Annotated in this window: 11 protein-coding genes; 5 read left to right on the top strand and 6 right to left on the bottom strand. The window is 38.3% G+C overall.

What is annotated here, in order from left to right; genetic code table 11:
• Positions 1–73: 73 nt before the first annotated feature.
• From AC0VZ4_RS23195 to AC0VZ4_RS23185, 3 genes are all read left to right on the top strand, one after another.
• Positions 74–1081, top strand: coding sequence for a LacI family DNA-binding transcriptional regulator (locus AC0VZ4_RS23195; protein WP_007378432.1), 1008 nt, complete (start codon positions 74–76; stop codon positions 1079–1081).
• Positions 1082–1256: 175 nt separating this feature from the next.
• On the top strand, positions 1257–2495 hold the full coding sequence (locus AC0VZ4_RS23190; protein WP_475441757.1) for an MFS transporter: 1239 nt from the start codon (positions 1257–1259) through the stop codon (positions 2493–2495).
• A 14-nt stretch (positions 2496–2509) separates the two neighbouring features.
• Complete coding sequence (locus AC0VZ4_RS23185) at positions 2510–4003, top strand: trehalase family glycosidase (protein WP_475441756.1); 1494 nt, start codon at positions 2510–2512, stop codon at positions 4001–4003.
• 22 nt (positions 4004–4025) lie between these two features.
• Here the strand turns inward: AC0VZ4_RS23185 and AC0VZ4_RS23180 are convergent, their stop codons facing one another.
• Entirely contained in the window at positions 4026–4994 is a 969-nt protein-coding gene (locus AC0VZ4_RS23180) for an IS30 family transposase (protein ID WP_475442227.1), read from the bottom strand.
• A 209-nt stretch (positions 4995–5203) separates the two neighbouring features.
• Here AC0VZ4_RS23180 and AC0VZ4_RS23175 point away from each other — a divergent pair, with 209 nt between their 5' ends.
• On the top strand, positions 5204–5893 hold the full coding sequence (locus tag AC0VZ4_RS23175; protein WP_475441755.1) for a helix-turn-helix transcriptional regulator: 690 nt from the start codon (positions 5204–5206) through the stop codon (positions 5891–5893).
• Positions 5894–5958: 65 nt separating this feature from the next.
• On the opposite strand, the gene AC0VZ4_RS23170 is transcribed toward AC0VZ4_RS23175, so the two are convergent.
• The 5 genes from AC0VZ4_RS23170 to AC0VZ4_RS23150 form a co-directional block, all read right to left on the bottom strand.
• On the bottom strand, positions 5959–6732 hold the full coding sequence (locus tag AC0VZ4_RS23170) for a CsgG/HfaB family protein (RefSeq protein ID WP_007378428.1): 774 nt from the start codon (positions 6730–6732) through the stop codon (positions 5959–5961).
• Entirely contained in the window at positions 6732–7154 is a 423-nt protein-coding gene (locus tag AC0VZ4_RS23165; protein WP_033015061.1) for a curli assembly protein CsgF, read from the bottom strand. Before AC0VZ4_RS23165 ends, AC0VZ4_RS23170 begins: the two co-directional genes overlap by 1 nt.
• Positions 7144–7545, bottom strand: coding sequence for a curli production assembly/transport protein CsgE (locus tag AC0VZ4_RS23160; RefSeq protein ID WP_007378426.1), 402 nt, complete (start codon positions 7543–7545; stop codon positions 7144–7146). Before AC0VZ4_RS23160 ends, AC0VZ4_RS23165 begins: the two co-directional genes overlap by 11 nt.
• 38 nt (positions 7546–7583) lie before the next feature.
• Entirely contained in the window at positions 7584–9086 is a 1503-nt protein-coding gene (locus tag AC0VZ4_RS23155; RefSeq protein ID WP_475441754.1) for a curlin, read from the bottom strand.
• Positions 9087–9339: 253 nt separating this feature from the next.
• Positions 9340–9597: a hypothetical protein gene (locus AC0VZ4_RS23150; RefSeq protein ID WP_475441753.1), complete on the bottom strand. Its 258-nt coding sequence runs from the start codon at positions 9595–9597 to the stop codon at positions 9340–9342.
• 72 nt (positions 9598–9669) lie between these two features.
• Between AC0VZ4_RS23150 and AC0VZ4_RS23145 the strand changes: the two genes are divergently transcribed.
• On the top strand, positions 9670–12174 hold the full coding sequence (locus AC0VZ4_RS23145; protein WP_475441752.1) for a S8 family serine peptidase: 2505 nt from the start codon (positions 9670–9672) through the stop codon (positions 12172–12174).
• Positions 12175–12224: the final 50 nt, after the last annotated feature.

The following is a 12224-nucleotide window of genomic DNA, read 5'->3' as shown; positions in this document are numbered from 1 at the left end:
AAATAATAATGCTATATTGTCAGCGAGTTAGATAATTGTATTGATCAGTGGTAGGCGACTATTTAGGAAGATCATGAATAACAAAAAAATTAAATTAACTGATTTAGCGAAACTAGCAGGCGTGTCTACCTCTACAGTTTCGCGTGCGCTTAATGATAACCCGCTAATTAAACAAGAAACGCGCGATAAACTTCAGCGCTTAGCTAAAGAGCATAATTTTAGTCTTAATACGGCTGCAAGTCGGTTGCGGACACAAAAAACCAATGTAGTTGCGGTTATAATTAACCTTGACGAACAAACAGAGCAGTCGATTAGCGATCCGTTTTTACTTAAAGTAGTGAGCGAAATTAATCTTGCACTTAATCAGCAAGGGTTAGAGCTTTTACTATCTAATTCAATCATGGCGCAAGACGATTGGGCTAATTATTTTATTAATAGCCGCCGTGCAGACGGTATTATTGTTGTAGGTCAAGGTAAAAACCAAACCAATATAGAAAATGCAGCTAACGCAGGTATTCCGCTGGTGGTATGGGGAGATCCTAAAACACCTAGCAACTACCCCATTGTAGGAAGTGACAATTACTTGGGAGGCTTGCAAGCAACAACGCATTTAATAGAGCACGGAGCTAAAAACATTGTATTTTTAGGCGATCCAGAACATGGTGAAATTAGTGAGCGTCACAGAGGGTACTCTGCCGCATTAGCATCCCATAAATTAGAGCAACATGTTGTATCTATTGATATTACAAGTAGCTCAGCGTATCAATCAATTAACCAATTACTGCGTGAAAAAGGCCTTTATTTTGATGCTATAGTTGCATGTAGTGATATGGTTGCCTTAGGTGCCATGAAAGCCTTAAAAGAGCGTTATGTAAGCATTCCTAATGATGTCGCTCTAGTAGGTTTTGATGATATTGCTATGGCCGACATTAGCCACCCTTCATTATCAACTATCCGACAAAACACACAGTACGCAGCCACGCTATTAGTTCAAAAGTTGATGCAGCAACTAGCTGGTGAAAAAGTTGAATCACAAGTAATTGATATTGAACTGATTACCCGCCAATCAAGTAAACGATAGTTTATAAATCATGTTGAGTTAATGTTAAATTTAAAATGCAAACGATTGCATTTAGGGCTATTCTAAACTAAACTCAAACCTCACTGATATAAACACACACTGTGTATGCACTCGTTATGGGCATACAATAAAGGTCGTTATAGCGTTTAAATAACGCTTTAAAGCGAGGGTAATTATGAGTAAAACAAAAGTCACACTGGCAATTGCAGCAAGTTACTTTATTTTCGCTATTTTGTTAAATAGCGTGGGCACCGTTATTTTGCAGGCAATAAATACCCTTGGGGTAAGTAAAACAGAAGCTTCAGTGCTTGAGGGGTTTAAAGATTTATCCATTGCGATAATGTCATTTGTAGTGGCTTCGTTTATTCCTCGCCTAGGCTATAAACTGGCCATGCTTGGGGCACTTACTGTTGTTGCCCTTGCTTGTGTAAGTACGGCTTTAATTAGTGACTTTTATGCGTTTAAAATTTTATTTGCCGCCATTGGTTGTGGCTTTGCTGTGGTTAAAGTGTCGGTTTACTCTATTATCGGCCAAGTGACAGATGATGCAAATAGCCACTCTTCATTGTTAAACACCATTGAAGGCATTTTCATGGTTGGTGTGTTAAGTGGCTATTGGATTTTTACTGCTTTTATAGATCCAAACGATTCAACCGCGTGGCTCAACGTTTATTACTTACTGGCAGCGCTAACCCTAATTGTTATAGCGAGCGTAATTGCTGCGCCTATAAAGCCCGCCATTATAAGTAAAACTAAACGCTCCGGTTGGTTCGATTTTATCGCCATGCTTAAGCTAACATATCAACCGTTGGTACTCATATTTATAATTAGCGCTTTTTTATACGTATTAATTGAGCAGGGCGTAGGTACTTGGCTACCCACATTCAATAATGAAGTTTTAAAACTCCCTGTGGCTATTAGTATCCAGCTGGCCAGTATTTTTGCTGCGGCACTTGCATTTGGGCGCTTAGTGGCAGGGCAAGTACTTAAACACATTCACTGGTTTGTTGTATTGAGCAGTTGTTTAATTGCGATGGCTGGCCTCATACTTATTACCCTACCGTTTACTGAGAATGTTACTGAAAATACAGTAATTAGTTTATTTGATGCACCACTTGCTGCATTTATTTTACCGTTAATTGGTTTTTTCATGGCGCCTATTTATCCGGTACTTAACTCAGTTATGCTCAGCGCTCTTGAAAAACATCGCCATGCAGCTATGACTGGTTTAATTGTAGTTTTTTCAGCACTTGGTGGCACAACAGGCTCAATAATAACTGGTTATGTGTTTGAGCACTTTAGTGGCCAGCATGCGTTTTACCTTTCTTTGGTTCCCATTAGTTTGATTTTTATTAGCGTGATTTTTTTCAAAAAGCGAACCGACGCTATCTCACAACACGCAACGACAGCTTAACAGTAAGGAAAGTTATGAGTTTTTTTGACAGCCAATTATTTAAAGATGTTCAAATGCAGCATGTATTTAGCGACTGTAAAACATTCGCAGATGCAATTGCGCGTGTTAATTGGCAAAGTGCATGTAAAAGCTATGAACAATTAGCGCCTTTAACTAATACGCAGCTTAGTGAGTTTGTAAACGCACACTTTATTACTTCCCCAGTGCTAGCAATGGGCACTGAGGCTGATACGTCATCGGTTAAACATTATATAGACTCGTTATGGAATGGCCTTAGAAGAGAGGCTGATACCCCAAAGCAAGATTCATTACTAGCACTAAAGCACAGCTATATTGTGCCTGGCGGGCGCTTTCAAGAGATTTACTATTGGGATAGTTATTTTACAGCATTGGGTTTAATCGATGCAGATAAAGGTGATGTAGTTGAAGATATGCTACTTAACTTTGTCGATTTAATTAACGATTATGGTTGTATTCCAAATGGTAACCGTCGCTATTATTTATCACGCTCGCAGCCACCTGTTTTAGCACTCATGGTCGAATTATTATGGGAACATACGCATAGTAAATCACTCAATACGCAATGGCTTGCTATGTGTGTTGCAGCACTTGAAAAAGAATATATATTTTGGATGCAAGGCGCGCAGTTGCTTTCGACTCATGTATTGAGCTCAAAGCGGGTAGTAAGAATGCCTTGTGGTGGTATTTTAAATCGTTATTGGGACGATGTAAGTGAGCCAAGAGCAGAGTCATTGCGTGAAGATTTAGCGCTAGCGGAAGGGTTGGCGAAGGAGAAAAAATCTGATTTTTATCGTAATATTCGCGCTGCATGTGAGTCGGGTTGGGACTTTAGTTCTCGTTGGCTTGGTGAATCTAATTTACTAAGCTCTATTCAAACAACTGATATTGTTCCTATAGATTTAAACTGCCTTATGTATAACTTAGAGAATCAGTTAAGCAAATTCTTTCAATTGCTCGGCAATAGTGAACAAGCAGAGCATTACCAATTACTTGCTAGCAATCGCAAGGCGCTTATTAATGCTTACCTTTGGAATGAACCAACCGGTTTTTTTGTTGATTATAACTGCCGTACAACGACTCAATCTCCAATACTTAGTGCAGCGGCAACTACTGCTTTATTTGTTAATTTAGCCAGTAATGAGCAAGCAATCAAGGTAGCTACAAGATTAGCCGATAAATTTTTAAAAGAGGGTGGCATTGTTACAACTATTACTCAAACGGCTCAGCAGTGGGATAGTCCTAATGGTTGGGCTCCACTACAATGGTTTACGGTAAAAGGGCTTAATAACTACGGTATTACACAATTGAGTACACATATAATGCAAAATTGGGTAAATATGGTTGAGCAAAACTTTGCAGCAAATAAGTGTTTACTCGAAAAATACAATGTGTGCACACCAGCGGTTTTAGCCAGTGGTGGTGAATATCAAGTACAGCAGGGTTTTGGTTGGACTAATGGTGTAACGGCAAGATTTTATACGTCTTGAATTCAAGTATTAAGTGCAATCATTATGCAGCCACCAGAACTTCTGATTGCCCCGTAAATAACTCATGAGGGGTTTTATACCCTCTTGTTTTTCTTGGCCGATGGTTGAGCTTATCAACTGCCGCCTGTATTTCTGCTTCACTTAGCGACATAAAGTCAGTTCCCTTGGGGAAGAAGCGTCTAAGTAAGCCGTTGGTATTCTCATTTATGCCCCGCTCCCATGATGAATATGGGTGAGCGAAATACACATCCGCTTCTAATTTTTGTGCAATATGCTCATGGTGAGCAAACTCTTTTCCATTATCTAAAGTCACGGTAATAACCTTACCTTTATAGGGTGTCATACACTTGATCAGCGCATCGGCTGTTATTTTCGCATGCTTGCTTTCAATTCTGTGAACGACTGTATATAACGTTTTACGTTCAACCATTGTAACAAAGGCATTTTTACGCCCTTTGCCTATGACTGTATCGCCCTCCCAATCACCAATCCTAGACTTTGAATCCACAATACTTGGGCGTTCATCAATACTGACTCGATTAACTATCTGTCCACGTTTATCGTAGCTTCCATAGCGTTTTTTATACTTTTTACATGCACGAGTGAGTGTCTTATGTAGTTCACCACCACGAGCCTTGTCTCTGTAAATATATTGATAAATCGTTTCATGATGCAAAACGACCTTTTTCTCTAAAGCTAAGCGGCCTGCCTCCTGCTCTGGCGAAAGTCCGTCAACCAACAATTTATTAATCCAGTCAGTAACATCATCTGTTAACTTACTTGCTTTGAAAGATGACTTGCGTCTTTGCTCTGCAAAATTATTGGCTTGGTTAGGTCGATAGCCTTTAAGCCCTTTATTGCGTTTTAACTCTCTAGAGATAGATGACGGTGAACGAGTGAGTTCATCAGCTATCTGTTTTTGGTTATTTCCTGCTTTTATTAACGCGTAAATCTGGTATCTTTCTGCTTGTGTCAGCTGTTTATATTTCATTAAAGCAATTTCCTTTGGCGAGAGAATGGCCGAATTATAACAGCTGGCCATCTAATCTGAGAAATTGCACTTATTATCCGAATTAGGCGTTATTAAATAATCCAGAGTTTTAAATAATTGGGTTACTTATAATTTTTTAATACCATTATCGGATTGTATGTTACCTATAACTTAGGTAATGTTGCATAAACGTTTCATGGATGAAATTTATGTCACATAAAAATCACGTGTTTATAAGAACAACTTTTCAGTCATCTTTCCACTCTCATAGTTACACCGCTATATTAAGAACACTACAAGCGCTGTTTACCGATATAAAAATGGATGACACAGTACCTCAGCTAGAAGAACGATCGCATTATGATTTGTTTTTGATTGATGGCACTAAAAATAATTGGCAAGACCTTATTCCCACCGATTTAATTTGCTTAGCGAAGCACTGTAACGTTGTTGTCTTTAATGTTGAGCGAGAAACGGTATGTGAAAAGAACTTACTTCTCAATCATTTCAATGGCGTATTTTATAAATCGGATCCTCCAGAAGTTATTTTTAAAGGGTTAGTTAAAATAAATGCTGGTGAACTCTGGTTTGCACGAAAAATTATTTCAATCGCATTCAATGATATTTTGGCTGTAGCATCATCATTTAACAGTTTGTACGATGGTATAGAAATAAAAAAAGATGATTATGATCATTTAACTAAACGAGAAAAATCGGTTATTTATCTCATAGCGCAAGGTGCCAGTAATAATGCTATTGCCGATAAACTTAATATAAGTGATCACACAGTAAAAACCCATTTATACAGTGCGTTTAAAAAAACTAGTTCGCGTAATCGAGTAGAGCTAGCTAATTGGGCACAACGTTATATTTCTGTTTTACTGCCAATGGCTCAATAACCTTTTCAGGATCAAATTTTTGTATAAATAAGGCGACTTAAAAGTAGCCTTATTTATCTTAATTATTAACTTACTTTTTTGGCCCATAACCCTTTATCAATGCCCTTTGTTATTAGGTCTGTAAGTGCTTTTTCTATTGCTTGGGTAACACAAATACTCATAGGTTCGTTATCACTAAAGCCAGCTTCTGCTTCAGCTAATCGTTTGTAACTTACGTACCTAAAAAATCCGGCACGCATTTCTTGGCTCAGTACTTTTTTGCTGGTTGCTACCGATAGTAAGACTTGCCCTGTTCGTACATCAACAGCACGTAAGTATATTGAAATAGCATCTTCACGGTAAAGCTCTGATGCGCCTATTCCAAAGTATTCCATACCTAAACCACCTGTTTTTACATTGGTGTCGTAGCTAATAATACCGCCTTCTAAAATTATTTTGGCGGTTGTTAATGGGGGTAAATCTGGTTGATTTGGATTATCTGATTGAGCCGCCCGAATGATTTTTCGCTCTGTTAGTATATTTTGCAGACCCTCACGTTCAACCGGTGTAAACCAATCCGACTCATGTAAGGCTTGTATTAGTATTGAATTAGCCCCCTGAGTTACAGCGGTAGAAAATGAGCTCACATTTGTTTGCGGTTTATATTGACCTGTTTGATCTCTAAATGAATAAACTGAAACAGGAATACTACCCATGGGTTTGGGTAGGTTTTTTAAATCAGAAAAAATTTCTGTGGGTTCTAAGCTCATTGCTTGCTGCTGCTGTGGTGGTATTAAATTTCCCAAACTTGCGCAGCCCGTTAAGCTAAGAACTACAATTGTTATAAGTAGTTTATACATTATCCAAACCTCGGTACTTCAATGATCACCACGGTGTCATCAATTATATTTGTTATTCTTACGGTAATGCTATCTGTGGTACTGGTTATAACTTCTATTTGGTAATCGCCACTCATAAATATGGAATCTTGATTGAAAATACTGTCGTCTATGTTTTCACCAAACGCCATATCTGTTATTTCTCTTACCATTCGATTTAAGTAAGTGCGTTCTAAAGAATCTTGAAATTGCTCGGTGTAACTTTTTTCTATTACTGGCGCTTTATGTTTATTTTGAGCTTGTGCTTTGCTAAGTAGCATATTCGCATTGAGAGGATTACCGCCAAAGCTTGGGTTAATTGGGGTATAAATTATTTCAGTCGCGGCGGCTGAAAAGCTTAATGTTGTTATTATAAATATTATTATTCTCATTTTACCATCCATTTATGGCCATATCGGGAGACGACACTGCCATATTTTCACGAGCCATTGCATCAATTACGGTATACACGGCTTGTTCAACACGTTGATCTAGTGGCTCTAACCTTCGGCCTAAGTATGTTGCATACACCAGTCTATTGTTCATTATTAAAGAAAGTTTAGTGCCTGCTTTTGGGATTACTGTTTCTTTAATTTCAATATTAAACCCTGCAGTTGAGGGTAAGTCTCGCCAGTAATTTGAGAACTCGTAATAAAATTGATGACCAAAGCGACTAATGCTTCTATCGAGTAATAAACCGTCTATTTCCAACTCATCAGCTGCATAACCTGCAGTGCTAAAAGATAATGAAATTACGAATAAGAAACCAGCGAAGCTATTTTTTTTATTGTTCATAATTAAAAGGGGAGAGTTACTCTCCCCAACCTTTGCAATTACATTTGTGTAATTGTTGCCGTATTACCATCACCCATTTGAGTAACAGATACTGTACTGTTAAAGCCAATGACAGCGCCTTCAACAATATTATCGTTACCCAGCTGAGTTACGCTAAATGATACGTTTTCACCGCCAACTAAAAAGGCTGATTGCTCTGTTCCGCCAACCCAGTTATTTTCACCTTGTTGTGAAATATCAATGCTGTGGTCATTGCCTTCAACCATTAAATCAATAACATTCATTTCGCCAGTTTGAGCAATATCAATTTGACTACCGTTACTGTCTAAAATGCCAGCAAGTGTTAGCATTGTTTCATTTAGAGCACCATCTTGAACAATATCAATATCGTTATCGTTTGAAGTAAGTGAAGTGTCTGGGTAAGACGACTCCACAACAGCGGTATTATCTTGGCCTGTTTGTGTTAGATTTATGTCGTTATCAGAGCCATTGAAGTTAACTAAATGTGCTGAGTTAAATTCACCTACCTGATCAATCGTAAATTCATTATCAGAACCTAACACGCCCATGTAAGCGTCATTGAACAAACCATTTTGATTACTTGTTAGCTCATTATTATCACCAATAAGTTCAGCGGTAGCAGTGTTGTATGTATCTACTTGAGTAATGGTTACTTCATTGTTTTGACCTTCAAATAACGCTGAGTCTGCGGTGTTGTTACTGCCTTCTTGGTCAATGTCTATTTCGTTATCATTACCCACAACCGCTGCAAATGTTACAGCATTTGTATTGCCATCTTGTTCAATGGAAAACTCGTTAGCGTCGCCAGAAATAGCACTGAGTGTTACCGCATTACGATCGCCATCTTGCTCAATATCAAGCTCGTTGTCGTTACCTTGTAAAGAACTGACTTTAAAGGTGTTCCAGTAACCTGCTTGCTCTAAATCGAGTGTATTTTGATCGCCAGTGAGCATTGTTATTTCAGCTTCATGCCATTCACCCGTTTGCAGCGAAGTTATTTCGTTGCCATTACCTTGCATATCCATGTTGTAGAACCAATGACCGCCAGTGCCTTGTTCTACTTCAATCAAGTTGTCATCACCAGTTACTGTATTTATAGCTTCGTTATTGACCAAAACACCTTGGCCAACCTGTGTTACAAGTAAGAGGTTATTGTTACCAGTAACTTCGGTTATTAATCCATTCGCAGTACCATCTTGAGCGTATGCCTGTGAGTTGCTATCACCAATTGTAGTTACTTCAGCATAGTTACCAAACTGTGCTTGGGTTACTTCTGTATCGTTATTATTGCCTGTTGTTGTGACAAGCATGGTATTGCTATCGCCATTTTGTATTAACAATGCCGTATTGTTGTTCAATGTTTGAGCAAGTGTCATTGAATTGGCTGTACTTGCAATAGATACCCTGGTGTTAAGTTCAGAGCTAGATACTGATTTATTACCTGTTTCAGCATATGAGGCAAAGCTAGTACTCATTGCAATTGCAACCGCGCAGCTTAGAATTGATTTGTTCAACTTCATTATTTTTCTCCTTGAAATGATAAAATCAAACACCTTAAATGTTATAGGTTTTAATAAGGTATTTGCTGTCTCAGCATGCCGTGCCGATATAATGTTTTGTGATCCGCTTTAGTTACTTATGTAAGTGAGTGAAGCGAAATATATGATTATTGAGTAAAAATGAGTCTTGTCATAAAGCTAACACTGACAAAGTTTAAGCTTAAATTCATAATCAAGTACTAACTGTATTCCTCAATATGAATTTCTTAAATCATCATTTTTTACCAAATTTTTTTATTTTATATTTCAAATGGTTAAGCTTATAACCTTGCTTTTTTAGATTTTCTTCGAAAAAAGCAGTAAAAAAATATGACCTTATATTGGGTAGAGGTAAGTGTAATAAATTCATTATAATGACTGTATTAGGTGTTTTTTTTTTGCCAATTCTAGTTAAAAATAATGGTTTTTTGTTATTTTTAATCTTTATTACTTGTTTAATTTGGTGTTTGGTTGTTTGCTTATATCTTGCCATGTGATCCCTTGTACTTGAAGTAGTGAAAAACTTGCTTAGTGTTTCTAAGCCTTCCCTACTATGGATAGAACAATGAAAACAAAATTATCTATTATTACGCTCGCGCTACTACCTTGTTTAGCTTCTGCAAAGTTACCTGATGCAGGTGCACTGCAACAAGTTACTGCAAGTAGTGACTCTATAATTGTTAAATATAAAAAAAATACAACGCCACAAATGCGTAAACAAGTACGCGCTATGGTTAAAGCTAAAATATCGGATTTAAATAATGATGAGGTTGATGATAACTTTACGTCATTATTTTCGGGCCGTTTAGCTAAGTTTAAAGTCTCTGGTATGAGTACCAAAGAAGCTATTGAGCGTTTGAAGTCAAATCAAGCTATTGAATATGTAGAGCCAGATTACCGAGTGAGTATTGCTACAAGCTCTCCTAATGATCCTCGTTTTGATGAACTATGGGGTTTAAATAATGAGGGCCAAACAGGTGGTGTTACAGATGCCGATATTGATGCACCTGAAGCGTGGGACATTTCTATCGGTAGCCGCGATGTTGTAGTGGGTGTTATTGATACAGGTGTTGATTATAGTCATCCCGATTTAGTTGATAACGCATGGGTTAATGCGGGCGAAATTGCTGGTGATGGTATTGATAATGACGGCAATGGTTATATTGATGACATTCATGGTATTAACGCGATTACAGATGCTGGCGACCCAATGGATGACCAAGGACATGGTTCTCATGTGTCAGGCACAATCGGTGCAAGCGGTAACAATTCAACGGGTATTGTAGGTGTAAACCAAGAAGTATCTATTGTTGGTTGTAAGTTTTTAGATGCGGCTGGTAATGGCTCAACATCAGATGCAATTAAGTGTATTGACTATATGGTTAACCTTAAAAATTCAGGTGTTAATCTACGTGTTCTAAACAATAGTTGGGGTGGTGGTGGTTTTAGCCAAGCTTTAGCTGATGCAATTACAGTAAGTGAGCAAGCTGACATTTTATTTGTTGCCGCTGCCGGTAATGATGCAGTTGATAATGATGCAAACCCGCATTACCCATCAAGCTATGAACACGAGAGTGTTTTTTCTATTGCGAGCACTGATAGCAGCGATAATTTATCTGACTTCTCACAATGGGGTTTAACCAGTGTTGATATGGGGGCACCCGGTAGTGCTATTTTATCAACAGTCCCGGGTAACGGTTATGCTACTTACTCAGGCACTTCAATGGCAACACCTCATGTTGCAGGTGTTGCTGCACTTGTGTTGTCAATCAACCCAGATTTAACAACCACAGAACTTAAACAGTTATTGATGAGCAGTGGTGATGTAAATACTGCATTACAAGGTAAAACGGTTGCTGGCACTCGACTCAATGCAAACCAAGCATTACTTGATGCAGACCCAACCCCGAGTTTTATAATGTCTGTGACACCTGTATCACAGCAAAAAACAGTAGGCGAAACTGCATCGTATACATTTGAAATAGGTTCTATTGCACAGTGGGATGGTGAAGTAACACTTGATCTAACATCTAGTCTTGGTGGTGCATATTTATCTGCATTAACAGCACGTCCAGGCGAAACAGTACAGCTTAGTGTTGAGACCGATGAAAATACGCCATGGGGTGATTATGAGTTTACTGTTACAGCAACATCAGATGATATTGTTAAAGAAAAAACAGTAAGTTTAATGTTACAACCTGCTGGTTTAAATGACTTTACGTATAGTAATGAAGAAAATCTACCGATCCCTGATAACGATCCATTAGGCGTTAATTCGGTTATCACAGTTGCTGATGATTTAACTATTTTTGGTACTTCAGCAGATGTAAATATCACACATACGTGGTCTGGCGATTTAGTACTTACACTTACTTCACCGCAAGGCTCTGAAGTCACTCTACAAAGTAATCAAGGTGGTAGCGAAGACGATATTGTTAAAACGTTTACATCAAGTGTATTTAATGGCGAAGTAGGAACCGGTGATTGGACATTAAATGTTGTCGATACGGCAGGTATAGATACAGGCAATATTAATAGTTGGTCACTTACGTTCAGTGCTATTGGTGAAGTAGGTTCACAACCACCTCTTGCTAGTTTCACTGTTGATACACAAGGGTTAACCGCTGCATTTGTAGACACAAGCAGTGATGCTAATAATGATATAACACAGTGGAGCTGGAACTTTGGTGATGGTGCAACATCAACTGACTCAAGACCAGTACATGCCTATGCCCAATCAGGTAGTTACGATGTAGAGTTAACTGTTACAGATAGTGAAGGTAATACTGATTCATTTACTCAAACGGTTGTTGTAAGTGACGTGACCCTTGAGCTGAACTTAAAACGCGCTAACAAAACACGTTTAGGTACGATGCGTGTAGAACTTAGCTGGGAAGAAGTGGGTGCAGAGTCATTAAGCGTTTACCGTAATGGCGAGTTAGTTGATACCGTTCCAGATAACGGTCGTTACCGTGATTACGTGCGTGGAGCTACGTTACCATCGTACGATTACCAATTATGTGTAACAGAAAATGTGTGTTCGAATATCATCACCGTTTCTTTTGAATAAATTTTATTACATCTAAAGTAATTTAAGCCCAGCAAAGCTGGGCTTTTTTA

This window comes from Pseudoalteromonas sp. QJM3NY_22 (assembly GCF_056173065.1).
The sequence above is the reverse complement of the archived record's forward strand: the minus strand, read 5'-3'. Positions and strand labels throughout refer to the sequence as shown.

Bases quoted from the DNA above. Each gene is read 5' to 3' on its own strand.
- AC0VZ4_RS23195 (WP_007378432.1), top strand. From the start codon at position 74: ATGAATAACAAAAAAATTAAATTAACTGATTTAGCGAAACTAGCAGGC.
- AC0VZ4_RS23190 (WP_475441757.1), top strand. From the start codon at position 1,257: ATGAGTAAAACAAAAGTCACACTGGCAATTGCAGCAAGTTACTTTATT.
- AC0VZ4_RS23185 (WP_475441756.1), top strand. From the start codon at position 2,510: ATGAGTTTTTTTGACAGCCAATTATTTAAAGATGTTCAAATGCAGCAT.
- AC0VZ4_RS23180 (WP_475442227.1), bottom strand. From the start codon at position 4,994: ATGAAATATAAACAGCTGACACAAGCAGAAAGATACCAGATTTACGCG.
- AC0VZ4_RS23175 (WP_475441755.1), top strand. From the start codon at position 5,204: ATGTCACATAAAAATCACGTGTTTATAAGAACAACTTTTCAGTCATCT.
- AC0VZ4_RS23170 (WP_007378428.1), bottom strand. From the start codon at position 6,732: ATGTATAAACTACTTATAACAATTGTAGTTCTTAGCTTAACGGGCTGC.
- AC0VZ4_RS23165 (WP_033015061.1), bottom strand. From the start codon at position 7,154: ATGGATGGTAAAATGAGAATAATAATATTTATAATAACAACATTAAGC.
- AC0VZ4_RS23160 (WP_007378426.1), bottom strand. From the start codon at position 7,545: ATGAACAATAAAAAAAATAGCTTCGCTGGTTTCTTATTCGTAATTTCA.
- AC0VZ4_RS23155 (WP_475441754.1), bottom strand. From the start codon at position 9,086: ATGAAGTTGAACAAATCAATTCTAAGCTGCGCGGTTGCAATTGCAATG.
- AC0VZ4_RS23150 (WP_475441753.1), bottom strand. From the start codon at position 9,597: ATGGCAAGATATAAGCAAACAACCAAACACCAAATTAAACAAGTAATA.
- AC0VZ4_RS23145 (WP_475441752.1), top strand. From the start codon at position 9,670: ATGAAAACAAAATTATCTATTATTACGCTCGCGCTACTACCTTGTTTA.